The organism is Longicatena sp. (assembly GCF_982403165.1).
On record NZ_CEVYEL010000010.1, the window covers coordinates 19,942 to 43,100 of the forward strand.

24 protein-coding genes are annotated in these 23,159 nt (G+C 37.3%); 1 reads left to right on the forward strand and 23 read right to left on the reverse strand.

All coding sequences use genetic code 11. The features are described 5' to 3' along the window. Positions 1 to 90: 90 nt before the first annotated feature. From AC1VS3_RS03460 to AC1VS3_RS03490, 7 genes are all read right to left on the reverse strand, one after another. On the reverse strand, positions 91 to 903 hold the full coding sequence (locus AC1VS3_RS03460; RefSeq protein WP_008688848.1) for a hypothetical protein: 813 nt from the start codon (positions 901 to 903) through the stop codon (positions 91 to 93). Between the two features lie 305 nt (positions 904 to 1,208). Beyond that, the gene (locus AC1VS3_RS03465) at positions 1,209 to 2,276 is read right to left on the reverse strand and encodes a M15 family metallopeptidase (RefSeq protein WP_008688851.1); all 1,068 of its coding nucleotides are present in this window, start codon (positions 2,274 to 2,276) and stop codon (positions 1,209 to 1,211) included. Positions 2,277 to 2,402: 126 nt separating this feature from the next. Next, a complete protein-coding gene (locus AC1VS3_RS03470; RefSeq protein WP_008688853.1) occupies positions 2,403 to 2,894 on the reverse strand; it encodes a hypothetical protein in 492 nt (163 codons plus the stop codon). A gap of 232 nt (positions 2,895 to 3,126) precedes the next feature. Then, positions 3,127 to 3,375: a helix-turn-helix domain-containing protein gene (locus tag AC1VS3_RS03475; protein WP_008688854.1), complete on the reverse strand. Its 249-nt coding sequence runs from the start codon at positions 3,373 to 3,375 to the stop codon at positions 3,127 to 3,129. Next, the gene (gene uvrC / locus AC1VS3_RS03480; RefSeq protein ID WP_008688856.1) at positions 3,368 to 5,149 is read right to left on the reverse strand and encodes an excinuclease ABC subunit UvrC; all 1,782 of its coding nucleotides are present in this window, start codon (positions 5,147 to 5,149) and stop codon (positions 3,368 to 3,370) included. The genes AC1VS3_RS03475 and uvrC overlap by 8 nt, the downstream gene beginning before the upstream one ends. A gap of 4 nt (positions 5,150 to 5,153) precedes the next feature. Next, positions 5,154 to 7,481 carry an endonuclease MutS2 gene (locus AC1VS3_RS03485; protein WP_008688859.1) on the reverse strand — a complete coding sequence of 776 codons (2,328 nt, stop codon included), beginning with the start codon at positions 7,479 to 7,481 and terminating at the stop codon, positions 5,154 to 5,156. After that, a complete protein-coding gene (locus tag AC1VS3_RS03490; RefSeq protein ID WP_008688861.1) occupies positions 7,478 to 8,137 on the reverse strand; it encodes a CvpA family protein in 660 nt (219 codons plus the stop codon). Before AC1VS3_RS03490 ends, AC1VS3_RS03485 begins: the two co-directional genes overlap by 4 nt. A 293-nt stretch (positions 8,138 to 8,430) precedes the next feature. Between AC1VS3_RS03490 and rnhC the strand changes: the two genes are divergently transcribed. Beyond that, on the forward strand, positions 8,431 to 9,324 hold the full coding sequence (gene rnhC / locus AC1VS3_RS03495) for a ribonuclease HIII (RefSeq protein ID WP_008688863.1): 894 nt from the start codon (positions 8,431 to 8,433) through the stop codon (positions 9,322 to 9,324). Positions 9,325 to 9,507: 183 nt separating this feature from the next. Here the strand turns inward: rnhC and AC1VS3_RS03500 are convergent, their stop codons facing one another. The 16 genes from AC1VS3_RS03500 to AC1VS3_RS03575 form a co-directional block, all read right to left on the reverse strand. Further along, positions 9,508 to 9,663, reverse strand: coding sequence for a hypothetical protein (locus AC1VS3_RS03500; RefSeq protein ID WP_008688865.1), 156 nt, complete (start codon positions 9,661 to 9,663; stop codon positions 9,508 to 9,510). Positions 9,664 to 9,891: 228 nt separating this feature from the next. After that, on the reverse strand, positions 9,892 to 10,377 hold the full coding sequence (locus tag AC1VS3_RS03505) for a deoxycytidylate deaminase (protein ID WP_008688867.1): 486 nt from the start codon (positions 10,375 to 10,377) through the stop codon (positions 9,892 to 9,894). Between the two features lie 5 nt (positions 10,378 to 10,382). Further along, entirely contained in the window at positions 10,383 to 11,627 is a 1,245-nt protein-coding gene (locus AC1VS3_RS03510) for a rhomboid family intramembrane serine protease (protein ID WP_008688869.1), read from the reverse strand. A 4-nt stretch (positions 11,628 to 11,631) separates the two neighbouring features. Then, complete coding sequence (locus tag AC1VS3_RS03515) at positions 11,632 to 12,549, reverse strand: RluA family pseudouridine synthase (RefSeq protein ID WP_008688870.1); 918 nt, start codon at positions 12,547 to 12,549, stop codon at positions 11,632 to 11,634. Then, positions 12,537 to 13,016 (reverse strand): signal peptidase II, encoded by a 480-nt coding sequence (lspA, locus tag AC1VS3_RS03520; RefSeq protein WP_008688872.1) that lies wholly within the window; start codon positions 13,014 to 13,016, stop codon positions 12,537 to 12,539. Before lspA ends, AC1VS3_RS03515 begins: the two co-directional genes overlap by 13 nt. Positions 13,017 to 13,437: 421 nt before the next feature. Continuing rightward, complete coding sequence (locus AC1VS3_RS03525; RefSeq protein WP_008688874.1) at positions 13,438 to 14,193, reverse strand: hypothetical protein; 756 nt, start codon at positions 14,191 to 14,193, stop codon at positions 13,438 to 13,440. 63 nt (positions 14,194 to 14,256) lie between these two features. Beyond that, positions 14,257 to 14,640 carry a DUF2812 domain-containing protein gene (locus AC1VS3_RS03530; protein WP_008688875.1) on the reverse strand — a complete coding sequence of 128 codons (384 nt, stop codon included), beginning with the start codon at positions 14,638 to 14,640 and terminating at the stop codon, positions 14,257 to 14,259. Beyond that, positions 14,637 to 14,966, reverse strand: a complete 330-nt coding sequence (locus AC1VS3_RS03535; RefSeq protein ID WP_008688877.1) for a PadR family transcriptional regulator — start codon at positions 14,964 to 14,966, stop codon at positions 14,637 to 14,639. The genes AC1VS3_RS03530 and AC1VS3_RS03535 overlap by 4 nt, the downstream gene beginning before the upstream one ends. A 93-nt stretch (positions 14,967 to 15,059) precedes the next feature. After that, on the reverse strand, positions 15,060 to 15,623 hold the full coding sequence (locus AC1VS3_RS03540; protein ID WP_026006710.1) for a GNAT family N-acetyltransferase: 564 nt from the start codon (positions 15,621 to 15,623) through the stop codon (positions 15,060 to 15,062). Positions 15,624 to 15,724: 101 nt separating this feature from the next. Further along, positions 15,725 to 16,186, reverse strand: a complete 462-nt coding sequence (locus AC1VS3_RS03545; RefSeq protein ID WP_008688879.1) for a hypothetical protein — start codon at positions 16,184 to 16,186, stop codon at positions 15,725 to 15,727. Between the two features lie 4 nt (positions 16,187 to 16,190). Next, positions 16,191 to 17,186 (reverse strand): DUF1700 domain-containing protein, encoded by a 996-nt coding sequence (locus AC1VS3_RS03550; RefSeq protein WP_008688880.1) that lies wholly within the window; start codon positions 17,184 to 17,186, stop codon positions 16,191 to 16,193. Beyond that, positions 17,173 to 17,502 carry a PadR family transcriptional regulator gene (locus tag AC1VS3_RS03555; protein WP_008979005.1) on the reverse strand — a complete coding sequence of 110 codons (330 nt, stop codon included), beginning with the start codon at positions 17,500 to 17,502 and terminating at the stop codon, positions 17,173 to 17,175. Before AC1VS3_RS03555 ends, AC1VS3_RS03550 begins: the two co-directional genes overlap by 14 nt. A gap of 217 nt (positions 17,503 to 17,719) precedes the next feature. Next, positions 17,720 to 18,436, reverse strand: coding sequence for a C39 family peptidase (locus AC1VS3_RS03560; RefSeq protein WP_008688882.1), 717 nt, complete (start codon positions 18,434 to 18,436; stop codon positions 17,720 to 17,722). 265 nt (positions 18,437 to 18,701) lie between these two features. Continuing rightward, complete coding sequence (locus tag AC1VS3_RS03565; RefSeq protein WP_008688883.1) at positions 18,702 to 19,217, reverse strand: dCTP deaminase/dUTPase family protein; 516 nt, start codon at positions 19,215 to 19,217, stop codon at positions 18,702 to 18,704. 313 nt (positions 19,218 to 19,530) lie between these two features. Next, positions 19,531 to 21,378, reverse strand: coding sequence for an ABC transporter ATP-binding protein (locus AC1VS3_RS03570; RefSeq protein WP_008688884.1), 1,848 nt, complete (start codon positions 21,376 to 21,378; stop codon positions 19,531 to 19,533). Beyond that, a complete protein-coding gene (locus AC1VS3_RS03575) occupies positions 21,347 to 23,158 on the reverse strand; it encodes an ABC transporter ATP-binding protein (RefSeq protein ID WP_017144631.1) in 1,812 nt (603 codons plus the stop codon). The genes AC1VS3_RS03570 and AC1VS3_RS03575 overlap by 32 nt, the downstream gene beginning before the upstream one ends. Position 23,159: the final 1 nt, after the last annotated feature.

Consider the following 23,159-nt stretch of genomic DNA (forward strand, 5'->3'; position numbering starts at 1 on the left):
AGCAGCAACATGAACTACGCATTGCGAAATTCTCCCAATATTTGTAATATAATTAAAGTCTAATTCTTCTTTATCATGAAATCATACTACTTAGGATACTTTCTTTCTTTTGACAATTATAACAATTTCAAGAACAGCCAGTACAAGTAAACACACGGTTCCCAGAATCATAAATTTATACCAATTACTGAATATGGAAGACTCCGACATTTGATCACTGACAACTACCCTTTCCTCTTTATCTAGTAACTGTGCTATTTGATCAGTATTGGCAGATTTAATATAAACATAATAATCTTTGATATGTGTGTCTTGAATGACGTTTACTTTCTTTTTTAGCATGTCAAACGTACGCATCGTTATATAATCACCACTCGGTATCGTAGATTTTTGTGGAACAAATTTAGGAAGTTTGTTTCTATCTAAAATGGCTTTACCTTCTATTGGAAATGATTCAAATTCAGCCTTATCTTTGTCTATAAGAAATTTCAAATTGAGATTTCCAGATTCCTCATCATCATAACGATATAAAACAGAATCCTTAGGATTATTAATACCATAATAATTAAAAAATGAATCATCCGCTATCTGTATTGAATATGGTGAAACGTTATTCTTCCCATATGTTTTATAAGCAGTAAAATCAGGTATAGCTATTGTGAAAATTTCTGCTTGTATATTATGTGTTTTTAAAATTTCCGCAAGTTCCTCTTTTTTATTTTCGATAGCTTTCATTTCCTTTTTCTCATTATCAAGTTCATAAGAAACAATAACGAAATCTCCGCTTTTAATTTCCAATTGTATCTTATCAATCTTTAGAAAACTAACAATCATACCTGCAACAATAATCACCATACCTATCATAGGAAACAGCTTGATTAAATTCCCCTTTTTTTTCATCATGATATTTACCTACCTTTTACAACTTTACTATATCAAATTCTTATCCAACATTCAATTGAAGAAAGGCCAGCTAAGGAATAACTATGCATATTCGTGTACTTAGCATACATAAATCTCATAAAAAGCGCACCTTCATTCAATATCCAATGAACGAAGGTGCACTTCCATCTGGTGTATTCTTATCCTAAAGGCTTAATCTTATCTATTATAGCCTCTTATATATGATTGATTTTTTCATAGATACAATTTTGCCTTTTGCCCTTGATGACTTATGAGAAATTTAAAAGATGTCGTAATGATATCTTTTAAGAAACATCATCAGCATTTACTTCTTCTAACACCTTATTATTATCATGCATATACTTTGCTAAATCTTTTCCTACATAACGTAATGTATATGGCTGGTATTTCTTCTTGGTCACATCATCAGCCTGTTTAGGATAACGAACGATAAAACCATATTTATAAGCATTATCCTTTAACCAAATCGCCTGTTCTTGTTCTTCTTCACTCGGTGCTTTCGTTGTCTTTGTATCTTTTGAAGAAGTATTTTTGTCTTTATCTTTTTTATTCGTCTTCGCTTTTTCTTTTGGCTTTAATTGAATCGTATATCCTAATTGGTATTCATTACGACCTGGATAATCCCAATAAGAAAACACCTCGTCCTTGTATTTTGTCAAAGCCTTATCATATAAAGGAAATTGATCTTCATACGATAAATATCCGGCAACGATTTCCATATCCCCAAAGGTTTTTTGATTAATTTCTTTAGCGGCTTTGGCTAATTCATGAAGTGGTTTTACAACTTCTTTGCGAATTGTAACATCATTGCTATTCGTGATAGAATCATGAGGTAAATCATTAATCGAAACCAAATCATTAGGTTCATAGATATATAATGTTTCTTTATCGCCTATTGTTGTTAAGATATCTTTAGGATCCGCAATCAATTTTGCATCATCCTCAAAACCATCCCCTTCATCAAAGAAACGAGTCAGCACATTATAAGAATAATTGCTTAACATATCCTTTAACGTTCCATATTCCATTTGCTGGCGATATTTGTTAATAAAAGAAACGACGTATGACTTACTTTCTTTCCGTGTATGGTAAGCTGTATCATACCATAACGTATTTGTTAATTCAAAGCCTTCTGTTGTTATGTAAGGAAGAAATTCTTTTGGTTCAATTTTTTGCGTTACTAAGTAATTAATTTCCTCTGTATCAAAATGTTCCAACACTAAGTTACGTTGCTCATCTGTTAATTCATATGGATATCTTGCCAATTCATCATAATGTTCATTCATCTTCCACAGACAAAAAACAAATAAAACGATAAGAGAAAGGACAAATATAGTTCTTTTTACTTTCATAGGCTACACCTCGTTTTCTATTATACCATGACTTTGCAATGAAACACATGTAAATTCCTTACGAAATCATGTCTGCAAATAGCTTTTCATCATTCCCCATAGTAGACGTTTCCATATTATAATCATTTACAACAATGTTTGGAAATGAAGTTTTAAGAAAACACGTCCATTATGATACCACAAACAGCTGCCAATGATTTCCCAATGGAAAAGAATAGGTTCTAATTGCCAGTAGGCTACATCATAAATGAGCGCACGCAAATTTAGATGACGCCAATATAAAGTATTCGTGATATTTTCACAGCGATAATACGTAGATGGAGTCTTTTCAGCAGTAGTATATGCAAGTCGAAACTGCCATAAGTCTTTTACCATGGATTGTTCTTCTAACCATGTGATCATAGGAGCATATTTCTGTAAATACGTATGTAGTTGTATAGCTATTTCATCCTTTGTTAACAGCTGCTGGCATTGATGCTGTTTGACTTTTTCATAATTTTTTAAGATCATGTTGCGAAAATACAAATAAACCTGTCGTGTTCGTTGTACCTCATGACATATATAACGGTATTGCATCGCATTGACATGCAATGGGTATGTGATAATTCTTTCAGCCATAACATCACTTCCCTTCACTGATGTATACGATATGACAAGGGTAAATCATGAAAAGCGAAAGATATTTCATAGTCCATTATAAAAAATTAAACCATTTTACATTTTTATTATTCTAGCAAACATGTGCAGCGTCTTTTTATGTAACTTGCTCTTATACCATGCCTGTTACCTTATTGGTAATGAAGAAAAGGCAGATTCCATATGTGTCATCATCTGCCTTTTGCAAGCATATCTACAGCTGCAATTCACCTAATTTCAGCAGCTCCACAACCGCCTGTGCACGTCCCTTTACGCCAAGTTTTAACATGACGTTGGAAATATGATTGCGCACTGTCTTGTCTGAAATTCCCATACGTTTGGCAATTTCTCTTGTACTGTAGTTCGCGATAAGAAGTTCAAATACTTCTTTCTCTCTTGGAGTCAGTATATTTTGCGTAAGCAGCCCCCCTATACATTTCCTACCTATCTTTATGTTATGCATCACTTTCAATTTGGTCTGTGCTATGCAAAATATTAAAGATATTTTGTGCTACCTTTCGCGGGACAACCTGCGCAATCTCATCTACATCAGCTTCTTTTAAACGCTTTAAAGATTTAAAATGTTTCCAAATTTCTTTTTTTCGTACTTCTCCGATACCTTCTACTTCATCTAAAATTGATTTCGTCATCGCTTTTCCTCGTAATTTGCGATGATAACTGATTGCAAAGCGGTGAACTTCATCCTGCATTTGTGTCAATAAGAAAAACAAAGAACTGTCACGTTCTACCGGAAGAATTTCACCTTCCGCATTCATCAAATTTGCTGTTCTGTGATTGTCATTTTTTACCAGACCGCACAACGTAACAGGCACATCTAATGCTTCGATAATTTCTTTTGCCGCCTCTATCTGTAAATAGCCTCCATCGACAATCAATAAATCCGGAAAACGTCCTTTTTCTTTTAATAAACGAAAATAACGACGATACACAACTTCCTTCATTGAGTCCAAATCAGATACATATTCGCCTAAACGATAGGTGCGATAATCCTGTCGTGATGGTTCTCCATCTTTAAAGACTACCATGCCGCTAACATTAAATGCACCCGATATATGTGAGTTATCGAATAATTCAATGCGATGAATATCTTGATGTAATAATTGACATAATTGCTGCATCGCCTCTTCACGTCGGCTTTCTTTTCGTTCAACTAATTCAAATTTCTGTTGATGCGCGTTTTTAGCATTTGCCAAAACCATTTCCACCAGTTTCAGTTTATCACCACGTAGCGGCTGTAAGATTTTTGCTTCGCTTAATATTTCTTGTAAGTGTTCTATTTCATATTCCTTTGGTAACAGTATTTCCTGAGGCAATGGATTCTTTGTATAATACTGCAGGATAAAAGAAATAAAGGCATCCTGGGGCTGTTCATATAATGGTTGTATTGATAATTCACGTTCTAAGAGTTTCCCTCCACGCACAAAGAATCCTTGAATGGAAATATACCCTTTATCGACATAATACCCAAACACATCTCGATCCTTATGATCTTTAAAATCAATCTGCTGTTTCGCTGTCACATGCTCAATGGCATGAATCAGATTTAATTTTTCTTGCGCCTTTTCAAATGCCAGTTCTTCACTTGCCTGCTGCATGTCGGCTTTTAACTGTGTCAGGATTTCTTTAACATCACCCTTTAAAAATTTACGGATTCCATTTGCCATATCGGCATACACCTTTTCATCTATCGCTTGTTCACATGGTGCCAGACATTGTCCCATATGATAATAAAGACAGGCTTTCTTAGGCAGATGGCGACATTTCCGTAAGGGGTATAATTGATTTAACAGTTTCATTGTTTCCCAAGCCGCACCACTATCAGGAAAAGGGCCAAAGTATTCAGCTTTGCGGTCTTTGGTATTTCGCACGACACGCAAAATCGGTGCCTTTTCCTTGGTCAATTTAATATAAGGATAGGTCTTATCATCCATAAACATGATGTTGTAAGGCGGAGTGTGTTTCTTAATCAGATTAATTTCCAATAACAATGCTTCTTTTTCACTACCGGTGACAATATATTCAAAATCATCAATATTGGCTACCAATCTAGTCGTCTTAAAATCGTGCGCACCGACAAAATACTGTCGTACACGATTTTTCAGCTTTTTTGCTTTACCGACATAGATAATATCCCCATCTATATTTTTCATCAGATAACAGCCGGGCAGTGCTGGCAGAATGGCCAGTTTATCTTGTATCTTTGCCATATTTGCCATTTCGTTACTTTCCTTTCTGTTTCAATTTTACAACTGTTGCACCTAAGCCGCCTTCCCCTTGGCCGCCCATCGTATAGCTTTCCACTTGAGGATTATGTTTCAGATAATCATGCACGCCCTTACGCAGCTTTCCTGTTCCCATACCATGAATGATGCGCACCTGATATACCTTAGCCAATAACGCATTATCTAAATATTTATCGATGATTGGTATTGCCTCTGCTACACGCATACCAATGACATTACATTCCATAGAGAAAGATGTGATACTGCTTTTTGTATAGCCCTTCGTTTTCTTTTTAACGATCTTACGTTTTTCATGTGTGATGTCCTTCGTGGTCGTATTCATTTTCATACCATTTGCTAATACACACACTTTATCTTTATTCATGGAGATGATCTCACCATAATAATTTAACTTTTTCAACTTAACATAATCGCCGACGGCAAAGACTTCATCACTTTCTTCCACTAATTCTTCATCGTCTATTTGCAGCTTACGCATAGCGGATTTCAGTTCTGTAATCTCATGTGGCTTGGCGTTTGCTTTCATTTGTTTCAATTCTTCTAATAACAGCTCAGCTTCTTCCTGTACTTCATCCAATTTCTTTTTAGCATCCGCTTTCACCTGCTCCAACAACTGTTCTTTTTCCTTTTCAAACTTACTTTTTTGCGTAGCTAATGTTTCTTGTAACAAACGTACATCTTGTAGCCGTTGTTCCATTTTTTGTTTCTTTTCCTCAACTTCCATCGTAAGCTGTTCCAGCTTTTCCATTGCAATATCATTTACACTGGCTTGTTCATCCTTGCGACGTTTGGCATCTGCAATGATACGCTTACTTAAGCCATAACGTTCTGCGATAGCAAAAGCGTTAGATTGACCGCTGATACCTTCGATATAACGATATGTCGGACGTAATGCTTCCATATCAAACTCCACACTGGATACCAGCATATCTTCCTTACCGGCTGCATAGCTCTTTAAAGCAGAATAATGTGTTGTGGCGATGATGGTGGCTCTGCGTCTGGATAGTTCTTCTAAAATAGCTACGGCTAATGGCTCTCCTTCTTTGGGGTCTGTGCCATTGCCTAATTCATCTAGTAACACTAAAGAATTCGCATCTGCTTTATGACATATAGCCGCTAATTGTGATATATGAGAAGAGAATGTTGATAGTGATTCCGCAATAGATTGATCATCGCCAATATTCACATATACCCCATTGAAAACAGGTATGATGGCCTCTTGTGCACTTACGGCCATTCCACACATTGTCATAACTACAAATAAACCAATGGTTTTTAAGGTGACAGTCTTTCCTCCGGTATTACTACCGGTGATCAATAAACTGCGATATGGTTCTTTGATCTCATACGTGTTGGCTACTACATATTGTTCATCGATGAGCGGATGTTTTGCCTGCTTTAAATATAAATGGTGATGCTGATTGTCCAATTGAGCGATACAGCCATTTTTTTCTTTTGCCCATAAGGCCTTAGAAAAAATGACATCCAATAGGGCAAAGGTTTCTAAGTTACCTTCTAATGCATGGGCAACCGTTTTAACCTTCTGACTCAAGGCAAAGAGAATACGAGCAATTTCTTCTTGTTCCCGACTTTTTAAACTAGCCAAACGATTATTTAATATTAATAGTGATTTCGGCTCTATATATGCCGTTTGCCCAGATGCACTTTCTCCATGTATAAAGCCATCTACACTGTTTTTCTCACTTATCTTAACCAACACACAAATACGATCATTGCGCATGGTTGTGATGGTATCCATCAATTGTGTGCTATGAGAGGCAATAAAGCGTTGTGCTTCTTTACTAATTTCTCCTTCACACATGCGAATGGATTTTCGGATACTTTTTAATTCACCACTTGCTTGATCCATGACCTCACAGCTACTGGAAATACATGTCTCAATGGCATTAGCTACAGGCATAGGCTGGTCAAATGAAGCAATCAATTCTTTTAAGCGCGGTGTTTCTACCTCACTCGCTTTAAAATACGAAACGACATGTTCTACCGCCCGAATACTGTCCGCAATTTGGCGTAATTCTAAGCATGAAAGGGTTCGGTTTCGTCGGGCATTTTCGATAGCATTTCCTATATCGTGTACCCCCTGAAAAGGAAGATTTCCATAACGGTATACTAAAGTTAATGCTTCTTGTGTTCTTGTTAATTCTCGCCTTACCCACAGCTCTTCAAAACGTGGGGAAAGCTGTCGAATTTTTTGTTTTCCCAGGGAAAAGGAACAATGACGTATGATTTGTTCCTTGACCGCATCTAATTCTAATTCTTCATAACGCTCTTTCATATGTTTCATCGTAATGCCCCTAAGATGGCATCTACACTCTCCTTATCTAACTCTATATCCAGCAGCCATTGTTTAAGTTGCTGTTTTTCATCTTCCTTCAAAGGTTTTATGGATTCTGTTTGTTCATGGAATACCGGCACTTGCAATAACGGTTTTTCAACGAGTTTCCATATTGCCGTACACACTGGCTGACAATACTGTAACACAGATTCTTGCACATAACGTTTTCCTTCATGCACGAACGGAAATGTTAAAAACAAGGCGCACACACTAACTAACAAGATTCCCTGCACACCACCTAATATCAATCCACACCATCTGTTTAGTGTTGATACAACAGGAATCATGTCAGCAAGCTTTGCAATTGGCTTTAACAACAATAAGATGACTTCAAATACCGCGAATAAAATGGCGAATAGTAACAAACGATTCATCGAATCATAGAAAACACCTTCTACTATCGTCCCTTGTAACGGTATTTGATCTTTCGGATATAATGCCAATATGCTAGAGACCGGATCACTTGCCATCCATGCCAGCCAGCCTACAACGAAAAAGCCGAGGATACTGATCAATTTCCATAAAAAGCCTTGTTTATAACCACTGTATAGAAACAATAGCATGACTATGACGACAACAACGTTAATAATCATGATCTCATACATTGACATCCATCCTTTCCGTTGTATTATTTTACCACATTTGCATCGAAAATGCTTAAGAAAACCTCAAGGATAAGGGCATATATTCTAGGATATGACACAAATTGTTGTTCATGCCTGGTAATTATCTGCAATTCAGATGAGTAAACCATCAAAATATCGTTTGTTTAGAAAAGTAAGAAAAATCTTTTTTCTTTGTATGCTATTCTTTATGAAACAGATTTGTTAAAACTTCTGCTTTTCTTCATAATTGCTCCATGGTAAAATAAAGAATACTATGAGAAGGAGTGATTTTCATGAGTACTAGGACCATTACGATGTCAGATGCACAAATAAAGGCTTTAGCGAAACAATTAGAAAAAGGTGAAAAACGTAAGACTCCTCCTTATGCCCAATTTCAGATAAAAACAAGTGACTGTATCATTACGGCATATACATCAGGAAAAGTCGAGTTTCAAGGAGAGGGTGCTGACTTTTATGCAGATGCATACGATAAAAAGTCCTCGCAACCATCCGATCAACCACAAAATCCCCATACCGAATGGTATCCGCAGTGTGGCAGTGATGAAGTCGGTACCGGAGATTATTTTGGACCTATCACGGTTTGTGCAACCTATGTAAAAAAAGAGGATGTTCCTTTTTTACGTGAGCTTGGCATACAGGATTCCAAAGCCGTTACGGATGAACGTATTCGTGAATTAGGCCCTATCTTATGTGAACGTTTAACCTATAGTCTTTTAGTATTAGATAACGCCAAATATAATGCTATCCATCCCCAATACAATATGGTAGCTATTAAATCAAGACTGCATAATCAAGCATATGTACACTTACGAAGAAAACTAGGCAGTCTTCCTTCCTTATGCATCATTGATCAATTTGTACAGGCGAAATCTTATTATCGTTATTTACACGATGTAGAGGAAGTGGTGCATACTATCCATTTTGAAACAAAGGCCGAAAATAAGTATCTCAGTGTTGCTGCCGGTTCCATCATTGCCCGTTACGCTTTTTTACAGGCATTTGATGCTATGTGTCAACATTATGAATTTCCCTTTGTCAAAGGAGCTGGAAGTAAAGTGGATCAGGCAATACGTGCTTTTGTAAAACAATATGGAAAAGCAGAATTGGCAAATGTCGGGAAACTTCATTTTGCGAATACCAAAAAAGCGTTCCCTGATTATTTATAAAGTTTTGCTAGGAACCTCCTACACTGGATAAACCAGTGAAGGAGGTTCTTTTCTGTTATCCGCCTAAAAGCTTTTTCACACCAATCCTACGCAATAAAACAGCCGATGTCTTCTAACGACAATATCTTCCATAATCTTTCCACGAGCCAGAAAAAAACTACAGCGTTAACTGTAGTGTAGTGATTAGAAATGCCAAATATGGGCAGCGATAAGGAATGCCACTAAAAGGATTGCAAGCACAATACGACCAATATTATAACTTTTCGCATACTTGTAAAGGTCATAGCGTTTGCCTTCTTCTTCCAGAGCCTTCACTTGTTTTCTTACGGATGCTTTCATAAGAAGACTCCTTTCTAAGAGAATTGCTCATTCCCTTTCTTCACCTTTATCATATGCTATCTTATACCATCTGTCAATGCATTTGTATCAAATTAATAATTTTTATAAGAATAATAAGAAATCCATTCTCCTTCCCTATGGGCATACGGATTCATTTCTAAAGATACTGTTATTTTCCTATTCTTTTAAAAAAAAACGTGACTTATCATCACGTTTCTTTAAATACCTTTATTCGTTTTCCTCTTTTTGCACCTGCATCTGTATACGATATGGCAACTGATATAATTCCACTCCAGCAGCTCGCAACATCCGTTTGCTGGCAATGGTCGCATCGGTATCCGCATATTTATCGGATTCATAAACAATGCGGCTGATTCCGCTTTGAATGATTGCTTTTGCACATTCATTACATGGGAATAAAGATACATAAATGCTACAGCCACGCAAATCATTTTTACTATTCAGAATAGCGTTTAATTCCGCATGAACGACATAAGGATACTTAGTAGCACCAAAGTCTCCTTCCCGATCCCAGGGAAATTCATCATCACTACATCCATTAGGAAAGCCATTATAACCAATGCTTACAACGCGATGTTCGCCGCTGACAATCACAGCGCCAACTTGTGTGCTGGGATCTTTGCTACGCATAGCACTCAAATGTGCCAAACCCATAAAATACTCATCCCAACTTAATACGTCCATTCTTTTCATAACCATTACTCCAATCTATATTGTTTATTATAACACGACTTTAAATACCGTGCATAGCCATCCATAGGTGTATGTGTAAAGATTTGAATAATTTCTTGGTCCATCTCCGGCTGCAATGGTGTTACCGTTTGAATGGAAAGCCCTAGCACACATAAACTCACAAATAATAAAGAGGTAGCTGCTTTCGCATGTGTGCGTAATTTTGGCCATTTTTTATTTTTAACAAAAGACATTGTTATGACCATACCAAACACCATCCCCCCCAGATTTCCTAAAAAGGACATGCCCGGCAGTAACCAGACAAATATATCGAACAGCAGAACCTTCAAAACCATATAACGTATCATTGGCAAATGATAGCTGCCATTCCCGAAAACACTTGCAATATAAGCCCCACTAATGCCCCAGATACCTGAACTGATGCCATAAGCGATAGCATTGCCATTGCCAATCAACATACAGACATAACCAGTGAAAATAGAACCGATCAATACCGCGAGATATTGTCCTTTAGTAAACAATGGTTCACACAGTTTTCCTATTTGATATAACGCATACATGGAAAATAACAAAACAATGATATCTGCATGTAAAAAGCCAGCGCTTAATAAACGCCAATATTCATGTGCCGCGACCACATTCATCTTATAATACGCACCCGCGGCAATCCATGAAGCGATACTGCCCTTTGTAGCCATACTGATGATATAATTAACAAGCGCATATAGCACACAAAAAGCCATGACCGTAATCGTGATATCCGGACGCAAGGAACGCTTGACTTTCGCAATGAACTTTTTTTGTTGAAGAATTTGGGTTTCTTCTATTGAACGTGCCAACCGCGCCATTTCTTCTTTAGGATCTTCTACATCGTGCACGACCTCTGCCAGATTGCGAAACGTTTGTAAGATCATAATATCACTGACACTATGAGGGCCAACACGAATCTGTTTTATAAAAGGATTATCCAATAAGAAACAATCCGGACATGTATTCAATAAAAGAAGATGTCCTTCGCGATGAATCATATCTAATATCTTACGATGTACATTACGCAGATAGGCAATATTTTCATCTACTTTTTCCATACGCTGTGAGCTGATGCGAATCACTGGATACTGTTCCTGTTTTGGATTAGCCAGCCACAGATCTTCTTTATACTGATCCACGCGCACAACTTGATATTGATATGCCGTAATCAGATAATGCATGATCTGATAAGCATAAATATCATATTTGGAAATCTCCATATCCTCACCTCTGTTGACTGCGCAGTTCTTCTAAAATGTCCGCGAACTGTTTAGGAAGTTCTGCTTCAACTGTTATTTTCTCATTCGTTGTAGGATGAACAAAGGTCAATTGATGGGCATGTAATAGCTGTCCTTGTGTTTGCATAGTTTTACGATATGAGTATTTCTCATCACCGACAACCGGATGCTTAATGTATTGCATGTGGACACGTATTTGATGTGTTCTACCTGTTTCTAATCGGCATTCCACAAGTGTATAGTGGGCAAAACGCTCTATGACCTTAAAATGGGTACGAGCATCCTTGGCATTGGTGGCCGTTACTGCCATTTTCTGGCGATCCTTCACATCTCTTCCAATCGGTGCATCAATCGTACCAAAATCATGTTCAATAACGCCATGAACAAGCGCATAATACAGACGATTTACCGTTTTATTTTGAAGCTGCTTACTTAAAGCTGTATGTGCTTTATCATTTTTGGCGACAATCAATAGCCCTGTTGTATCCTTATCGATACGATGGACAATACCGGGGCGCAAGACACCATTTATACCGGATAAATCTTTACAATGATACAGCAATCCATTGACTAATGTTCCCGTCTGATTGCCTACTGCCGGATGAACGACCATACCTTTTGGCTTATTGATGACAATTACATCATGGTCTTCATAACGAATATCCAAATCCATCTGTTCAGGTTTCGCTTCCATTTCTATCTCATCACAAAATACTGCCGTTATATGATCTTTAGGTTTTATTTTGTAATTTGCCTTACAAGCATTACCATTCACACAGACAATGCCCTCTTGCAACAGCTGCTGAACACGACTACGTGATAAATCATCTTCCTTTTCACTAATATATTTATCAATGCGTTGAAAAGCCTCTTCTTCTGTTACGATTACATCTATTTCTCGCATTTTTTCACACCTCCAAAACGCTCCTCTAAAAAGACAGATACCAGAATCAAAAAGACTCCGACGCACAATGCGATATCGGCCACATTAAATACAGGAAAATCATATCCTAAGATTACAAAGTCTAAGAAATCACGTACATGCTGGAAACATAGGCGGTCAATAAAATTCCCAAGAGTACCTGCCATCATTAAGACTAATCCATACTTTGTTAACGCATCCTTTTTCTCCGCACAATAATAGAAATATCCCATCACAATGAGAGCAATGACTGTCACAATCATGAAAAATCCCATTTTCCCTTCAAACATGCTCCAAGCTGCCCCCGTATTATGCAAATACGTAATACGGAAAAATCCCGGAATCAACGTTATACTATCTCCTATCTGCATATTTATATCAAGTAGCCATTTGCTAAGCTGATCTAACAATACGACACTTACAAACAGCAAAATATGTTTCACTTTCATCTTTTTCACCCTTCTTGCTTATTCAAGCGCAATCGAAATTATTATACCAAGATTTACGCAGTCATACAAATAGTTAACTTGTTTTTCTTACATTTTTTATGTAAAACAATATAAAAAGCGAATATGCAGCATGTAAATAAGGAACATGAAAAAGAATATTCGTGCTTTTAATATGAATAACTTGAAAAAAGCTGCCTGTCAGCAGCTTTTATGATACTTTTTACAAAAGAATGGTAAATCGGTAATTAGGAAAGTTTATAAATAAGGAGGATGAACTGACACGTTCATTCGTTAGGAAATCTTTTATAAAAAGCATTTCGCAGATTTAGTATTAAATCTTGTCTATACTATAACATGATGTTACATACTTTTCAAGTATTATTTACATTATTTTGCATTTTATTTCTGAAACAAATTTACATTAACCACTTTTCTTTACAGCTTCCGCAAACAATGCTTGCACAAATTCATTTGATAGTTCTTTTTGTTCTTCACTATACGTATAAACGATGAAATCACCTTTTACATAAATTGCAGTATCTGCATTCTTATATATTTGCATATCCCCTAGCTGTTCTTTCTGCAAATGTGGTGCATCTGCACCTAATTGATCTAAAATATCTTTACGAACATCTTCTTTCCATAAACTATGCTCAAGCAGATACAAACGAGTCAGCCATGTTTTCTCTTGTGCCATAAAACTACTTTCTTTTTGCGAAAAAATAATGGAATTATCTGTCAATGTCATACCTGGCTCATATTGATATCCCTGCTCTACCATATACTCTTTCACCATCGTGTTCATTGCCTCTAAGGTTGTGTTCGCACGTGCTTTATAATAAGCAGAGATAAGATTGCTGCCCATTAACACACAAGTGAGAATAAGAGCAAACAATGCCGCAAATATGCGTGACAAACGTTTTCCAGAAGCTTCCCATAGCGATTTTAATAAAAGCAGTAAGCTTAATAAAATAAGTATGCTGCAAAAGACAACTATTGGTAAAAAAAGAAGCAACGTACAAAAGAAAGCACATGTACATAAGATTACAAAATAGGATCGCAGCTGTATGCTCCACAAGGTAAAGGACGTTTTTTTAAACATTCGCCATTGAATAAAAGGATAACTTACACTCAACCAGATCATGCCAATTAATATCTGTGTAAAACCGACGCTCATTAAACTAATCCTGTATACAACATGATCATAATACTGAAAAACACTTAGCAAGCCGATGATGATCTAAAGCAAACCAACTATAAGATTTCCCCAATTCAGCCATCTTCCTGCTTTGTTCAATTGTTGATATGTTATTTCATCATCACCACGGATTGGTATTTCCATATCCTCATCACTGCCAAAAACACTCAACAAACTGTTTCCGGCAACATACGCATAGCCATATTCTTCAATCATATCGTGAAACTGCGCATTCTTGCTTGCATCACGGCTCATATTAAAGTCAACATAATATGTATGCTTGGGCTGTTTTTTCTTAGTGAAGATAAAAATATAGCCAAATATGGAATCTAATGCCCAACCTTTTTTTGCCATCTGGCGTAAGTAGGTTTCTAATACCTTATATTCACAAATATTGAAATACAAAAAAGCATAGCGAGTTTTCATAAGGAATCTCCTTTCTGCAACTTTAAACCAATTTCTCCTTCTTTTAGCATTGTCTCTAGACGCTGATGTTCTTCCATCAGCATCACTTTTCCTTTCTCGGTAATCTGATAAATACGTTTACGCCCTTCCAGCATGACTTCATCAATCAGCTCTTCACTTTCAAACTTTGATAAAATAGCATACAGTGTACCGGGAACTAAACGGACACGCCCTTGTGTTAAATCTCTTACAAATTCTGTGATTTCAATACCGCATTTTGGTGTCATTAACGCAATCAGTGTATAATACATCGGTTCCGTTAATGTATCCAACTGTTTCTTCGGCATGTTCTCACCTCCAATATCGTTTAACGATATTCCCTTCATTTTTAGTATAATATCGTTAAACGATATTGTCAGCCAAAAAAAAAGCAGAACGTCTCATGTTCTGCTCTTGCATTCTGCTTGATATAATCTTAGATATTCCTGTTTTAAGATGCGCATCATGATAAAATCATGATATTTGAAATCATAATAATAGCTTTCTTCATAGATGCCTTCCTGTTGAAAACCAACCCGTTTATAAAATTGTAAGGCTTCTGTGTTGAAATCAACGACACCGATTGCCAAACGATGCAAATGAAGATAGCCAAAGGCATATGCAAACATCAATTCCACAACTTGCTTTCCATAGCCTTTATGTTGCTGGGCAGCATAGGGAAGGATGATAGAAAAATCACTGCAACCATTATCCGGATCCATCCGCAAAAAGCCGGTTTCTCCAATCACTTCATCGCTATCTTTTTTCACCACGCTAAACCAGATACTGTCACTTCGCTGCTTGTTTAAACTTTGCTGTATTTGCAACAAGCTTTTACTGCGTTTTTCTCCGATCTTCCCACGCGTAAGTGCATCGTTATTCCAAGTATAAAAGAAAGCTGCATCTTCCTCTTGCTGAGGTCGTAGGTAAATATCTTTATGTTCAAGAAATTTTGTCATGTTCATAGGTCCTTTCTTCATTTCTTTTTATGTTACCTATGATCGTACAGTGCTCCTCATCTCAATACCTCCTCGTCTTTTTTTTATTTCATACGCTATGAACATTTTTAATTCTGGTAAAATTGCAAATGTTTCCGTGTCGCTTCATTGCATGTGATGCGAATTGCAAAGCAAGCATCAAAACTGTAAATTTCATGCTTTTTCAAACCATCAATGACCTTTTGAAAAGTTTCCCATCCCTCATGAAAGGATGTAATATGCGCATGATCGGCATAGCTGAAATACAAAGAAGTTCGTTCATTGCGAAATGCAATCGTTTCTGCATAATTCAGTTGGATGACGTTGTCTTTTACCGTATCATCAATATGAATATCATAAGACATACCATCGTCAAAATACAGTTTTACATCTTCCTTGCCAATGGTGATTTCATCACTCAATGAATTTTGTTCAATTTCCTCGCTACTTGCATCAACAAAACGAAAATCACGTAATTCAAAGATTAACGTAGTGACACCCGCAGCTAATAATGTCATCCCAATGATAAAGGATACTAGAAAACGTTTCATTTCATTACCCCCTTTTCCATAATACACGATACATGGCAGTAAGGAAGGCACTTACTAAAATAATACCACCGATAACGATGAAGTAAGCGCCAAACAAGGTCAGTCCTTCTAAACTTAAGATGACCATTGCGCCAAGGGCACAACATAATCCCACCATGATACCGATGACTGGTATCATCATCAAACAGAAGAAAATTTTCATAAGCACAGAAACCAGACTGCCAACGCCTTCACCTATACTATCACTTTCCCGATGAACGGATTGATATTGATCTTGTTCAAATTCAGCTTGTTCTTTGTCCTCTTGTTTCTGATAAGGATGTTCTTGATACTGTTCTTTCTGATAACTAGCATCTTTTGTTTCATCATAGATGGTGTCTTGGGCATGTGAGCGATTCATTTTATGCACACTATCTTTAAAATCATCAAAGACTGATTTACTATTAGGATTTTTTTGACGGTAACGTTGTACACGTTTGCCAATCAGATTAACGAAAACAACAATAAACAGTACAATATAAGCAATACTGATGATCAATTCCCAAATATGTGCTAATACATTACCTATTCCAAAGCCGATCAATGAATGTAAGAGTTCATAACCTAAACTTGATACCAACGCAAACGGAATACGTAAAATAAGCAATAAAATTAAAATCGTTAATATTTCAAAAACCAAACGCACAACATCTTCAACATCTAAGGATGTAAATGATCCTAAGAAACGTTGGAAGCCTTCAAACAAATCATCCATAAAGCTGTTAAACTTATGATCAAAACTGTTATTCACTTGTTTGGTATTGATTTTATAAGCATCCAGAATTTCATTCACCAATTCATCAATATCCCCAAAATCTTCAATTGCCTCAGCTTCCGTTTTCCCTTCCTGTACCTTCATTTCAATATGCGTGCGATATTCATCTATGATATCTCTGCGTTCGCGTTCATTAATGACCTGTAGTTTACGGTCTAAAATGCGAAGAAACTCATCTTTCGTCATACGTTTCACTCTCCTTAATAAAGTTATTCACGGTTTCATGGAAGGCATTCCACTCTTTAAGCAATAATCTTCCACGTTCTTTTCCTAAGCTTGTGATGCGATAATATTTGCGCGGAGGTCCTTCGCTCGATTCTACCAGATATGTTTCAAAGTAATGTTCATTGGTCAAACGTTTTAACAAAGGATAGATTGTTCCTTCATTAACATCTATTACCTTGCTGACCTCAGATACCAATTCATAGCCATACATGTCTTTTTTATAAACCGACAATAAGACGATCAGTTCCAATACCCCTTTCTTAAACTGGGTGTTCACTGGCATCACCTCCTACTATTATGATATACCTACTACTTGGTATTGTCAAATACTAAATTTAATTTAATACTAAGTATTACCTATAAGTAAAGAACTATGACAATAGTGAGTACACATATTTAAAAAGAAAAAAAGGAAGTAAGAAATCATTGATGGATGATTTTAAACTTCCTATTTGTCTGTGATTGAGTAAAATCGTTACAATTTTCTAAGAACTTTACTTTTTACTAAAATACCAGCATGCTTCTATTTGATCATCAAAAGTTTCAAAATCCCAAAGGACATTGCTGCGAATGATGCTGTTAGGATCCTTTACTTTGATTTTTCCTTTTTCAATACCGCTTAACACAATGTAATGCCCATTTGTTGTGAACACACCTTTGCCCATACTACAGATAATAGGATATCCTTGTTTTAAACGTAAATAAATACTACCTTTATCCGTACCCATAACATGTGCCTTCACTCCAAAAGCACTACCGCCTTCACTAATCAAATCCCAACTACTGCCAATGCCATTCACATAATAATGATGTTTTTTAGCATACTGAGCATCCGTATACGGCGTGATATCCGTTCTATTCGTTAAACCTGCTATCACCATCGTTAAAGCAGTAGGTCCACAACCGGTAGCTCCTAAAAAAGCATCTCCATACTGACCATATCCCCAACGTTTATCCCACTGTAATAAAAGTGGTATTTCCCCTTTTGTTACTTGACCAATCGTATCCGATATCACTTTATCCTTTTGCTGGGGATAATTGGCGACAAAGCCAAGTGTTTCAAAATTCACATACAACATTTGAAATAAAATTGCAGGATATGTCTGCGGATGCTCAATAATGGGAGCCAGTCGCTGATCTAGCATGGCATATAGTTCTAATTTGGCTTTTACCTTGTCTTCCAATTTATATGCTTTAGGAAAATGGGCCATAGGATACGCTGCTCGCTCTTTTTTATCTGTAGTGGATGGTATATGTGTACTACATCCGATACAAAGGATGCATAAAAAAGTGATGAAAGCTATCTACATGAGGTTTCTCATACTGTACTGCCTTTCTGCTTCTTATGTAAAAATAATATTGCGTTATTTGCCTAAAATAATTTTACCTTTTTTCATCTTGTAATACAAGTCTAGCCTTTTTTATACCTAAACTACCAAATTCAATAAAAAAACAACAGATATGCTTACCTGCTGCTTATTGTGTATTGGTACTACCAAAGCCTCCATTACGTTTTGCTGCGACCTCATCATCCTCTGTAATACCAAATGGCAAGAAGATTCCCTGTAAAAATCCTTCTCCTTGTTTCATATACAAGGTTTTATCTTCCTTAGCATCATTGGTTATTTTCGCGAAAATATGTCCTTCATTATCTGAATAAAAATAATCGCTATCTACGATACCAACGGTATTGTTTAATTGCAGACGATATTTAAACCCCAGCGAACTTCTTGGATATAAAGATAAAACCCATCCTTCCTGCATTTCAGCACGTATTCCTGTTGGAATCTTAATCGTTTCCCTAGGATGTAGGGTGAAACTGATAGGAGCATAAAAATCATAGCCGGCAGAACCTGCTGTTGCTCGTTGTGGCAGCCTTAACGTGTCATAGATATTCTGAATTTCAACACTGTTACTGCCAGCAAAGGTGTCTTTCCAGTCCTTTTCAAATTGTTGAAAGCTTACTTTATGAAATTTCGCAATTCTTTGCATAGTCCTCTCACCTCATATTTTTACGTCTTAAATTATAACATACCTTGCGCTTGCTGTCAGTCAAAAAAGCATTCTAGCGCCTTGTTTGATAACGCAAAATGATACAATTTTATGATACTATATGATTCAAAAATTCAAAATAATCATTTGCTTCCTCATGGATATTGGCTTCTTTTGTAGCTTTCACCGCAATCCATGTGCTTTCATAATCAAGGATAATGAGAGGCAAGCGCTATCTTTAAATCCTTTGATCGTTATAATACTTCACGCAAAAAAGTCGTTTCTGCTACAAAACAGCAACGACTTTTATATTTTAGGTAGCCAAGCCATCCTCTCTATGAAGCAATACACGCTCTTTCTCTTCTTGGTATTGAACAGTATATAGTTTATGATAGTGCCCTCGCAGTGCCATCAATTCCGCATGGGTGCCCTGCTCAATAATGCGACCATGGGACAAGACAACAATGATGTCCGCATGCACAATGGTCGATAAACGATGGGCAACAACAAAACTGGTGCGCTTTTCTAATAGCTTTGTAATCGCATGTTGGATAGCTTTTTCACTTTCTGTGTCAATAGAACTAGTGGCTTCATCAAGAATAACAATACTTGGATTAGCCAAAATAGCTCTGGCAAAACTAATCAATTGCTTTTGTCCGGTCGATAATAAATCGCCGCCTTCCCCCACCTGACTTTCATAGCCTTTTTCCATCTTCATGATAAATTCATGGGCATGGATTTGTTTTGCAACAGCAATCACTTCGGCATCGCTTGCTTCCGGTCGGCCATAGCGAATATTATCGGCAATCGTTCCTGAGAATAAATTCGGTGTCTGCAGCACATATCCGATATGAGAATGCAGCCAGCCAACGCTGCGGTCGCGATAATCATGACCATCAATAGCAATATAGCCTTCTTTCGGTTCATAAAAACGACAAAGCAAATTCACAATCGTACTTTTCCCCGAACCGGTTTCCCCGACAAGGGCTACCATCTGCCCTTGTTTTACCTCTAAATTAAAGTCCTTTAAGATGGGCTCATTTGGAAGATAAGCAAAACTCACATGATGAAAAGCTACATCTCCTAACAATGGTTCATACGCTTCTTTATGCTCATCCAACAACGTTCCATAAATCTTTCTGACGCTTTCTTTATCCTGTATCGCAATTGGTTCTTCTAACAAGGCAACGACACGTTCCGCACTGGCTTGTGCCATTTGAATTTCTGCCAAGACTCTGGCAATTTGTTTCAACGGATCAAAAAATAATTGAGCATAATTGATAAACATCGCTAAGGTACCAAACTGAATCGTATGCAATAAAACTTGCTGTCCACCGATATAAAGCAGCATAGCGATCACTAAAGCACTGCATAAATATACGACAGGTTGAAAGATAGCATTGATACGCAAGGCAGACATGCTGTAACGTTTCATATCCGCTGTCTTTGTTTGAAATTCGCGAAAGTTCTGTTCTTCAATTGCCAAGGTCTTCGTTGTCTGCGCACCGTTAATGCCTTCGGCAAAAGCGGCTGTTATCTTGGAATTCGCTTTTCTAGACAATCGCTGTGCCTTTAATATCCTTCTTTGAAAATATAGTGATATTAGCCATAATAGCGGCACCATGATCAATACCGCTAAGGCCATTTGCCAATTCACGATCAGCATGACGATACTAATACCAATCATCACAAAAATGCCCCATACCACATCGACAAAAGCCCAAGCTAACGTTTCAGCCAAACGGGCCGTATCGGAAGTAATTCTTGCCATCAGCCAGCCATTGGCTGTTTTATCAAAATAAGAAAAGGTTTGGTTTTGCAGCTTTTCAAAACAAAGCAGGCGCAACTGCTTTCCATAATCACTTTCAACTCTTGCCGCAAATCGAAAGAAGAGATAAACTAACAGACATTGCAGGATGATCATGGCGGCATAGATTGCTATAAAATTGCCTAAACCTGCGGCACTATGTGCATCATCGACATACGTATTGATGGCATGACGATTTAACATGGGCATGATGACATCGCTGATAGCCAAGGCGATATTAAATAGGATTAAGAAAACTAAATGTTTTTTATGCTTCCATAAGAGCTGAAACACATATTTCCATGTATGCGCATCAAACACATCACTTTTGAATTCTTGTTCTTTCATCTCCATCGCTTTCACCTCCTTCATTTTGCAATTCATAAATACGTTTATAAAGACCTTCTTGTTGGATGAGTTGGGCATGCGTTCCCTGCTGTGTGATTTGACCATCCTCCAACACAATGATGAAATCTGCTTTTTTTGCAGAAGAAATACGATGGGTAATCATCAGCATAGTGAGTTCCTGCTGATAATCATCCAGAGCTTCTTGAATCATGCGATCGGTTTGTGTATCCAAAGCAGAAAGCGAATCATCGAGGATGATGATGGGACTTTTTGCCAACAAGCAGCGGGCAATGGCAACACGTTGTTTCTGTCCCCCGGATAAGGTAACACCTTTTTCCCCTACCATGGTTTCATAGCCTTCATCAAACTGTTCGATATCCTTATGGATACTTGCCATACTGGCAGCCTTATGCACATCACTGTGGCTTGCTTTTTCTGATGCCACATGAATATTTTCATAGATTGTTTTGGAAAACAAGAATGGCTCCTGTAAAACAATCTGAACATGACGACGCAGCCAGTTCTTAGAAATTTCCCTTAATTCCACACCATCAATGCGAATGCTTCCTTCATGGTATGCATAGATACCACTTAATAGCTGCACCAAGGAAGATTTACCGCTTCCCGTAGGTCCCATGATGGCAACCCGACTGCCTTTTGGTATTGTAAAACTGATATCCTTTAAGGTATCCTGCGCGCCATCTGCATAGCGAAAGCTTACATGCTCAAATTGAATGTTACCATGAATTTCGGGCGTATAACCACTGACAAGATCTTCACATGGCTCCTCCAATACTTCCTGCACACGTTTCACAGAAACACTCACCTTACCTAAATCAGATAAGATACGTCCAAGCTGTCGAAGTGGCCAAACAATGGTAGATTCATACATTAAAAAGACAAAGAACGTACCGGTCGTGATTTCTCCTTGCAAAGCCATGAAGATACCTCCAGCAATCATCAAAAGGATCTGCAGCTGTCCTAACAAATCGGTACTGCTCCAAAATAATGCAAGTGCATGCATCAAATCAAAATATTTTTTGGCGAATGCTTCATTGCTGGATGAAAATTTAGCAATCTCTCGTTTTTCCTGATGAAATGCTTTTACAACACGAACACCATTGAGATTTTCCTGCAATACTGTCGTCATTGTACTTTCCGCCAAATCACACTCTAAAAAGATCTTCTTAGCTTTTGAAAAGAAGATATAACTGGCTAACAGAATAAAAGGAATTAAACAAATCGACAATAAGGTTAGTTTTACACTGCGGCGAAATAAGATCAACGCAGCAATGGTCGCATTTAAAATAGCAAACAACATCTCGGATAGCTGGGTCGCAAAAAAGCGGCGAATGGTTTCAATATCAGAAGTGCTGCGCTGTATCAAGTCACCGCTGTCACGGCTTTTATGATAGGCAAAAGGCAGTTTTTGCAAATGATCATACATGGCGTTACGAATATTTAAAGCCAGTGTTTCTGCCACGTTGCCACTATGCAAACTGCGTCGATTGATGGCAAGCGCAACGATGATGTAAGCTGCCACGATCATACAAGACCAAATCCATAAATTATCCTGCAACACCTGCATACCCCCAAAAGCATCAACTAGATTTTGCAGAAACGCATTGTCAAATGGTACTCCCTGAATCACATTATCTACTACAAAGGATATTAACAAAGGTGCTAGCAACATACACAATGCATACAATGCCACATCCACTACCAATAACAATAGTTGATAACGATAAGGACGCATATACGTCCATAAAAATTTTATAGTTTTCATT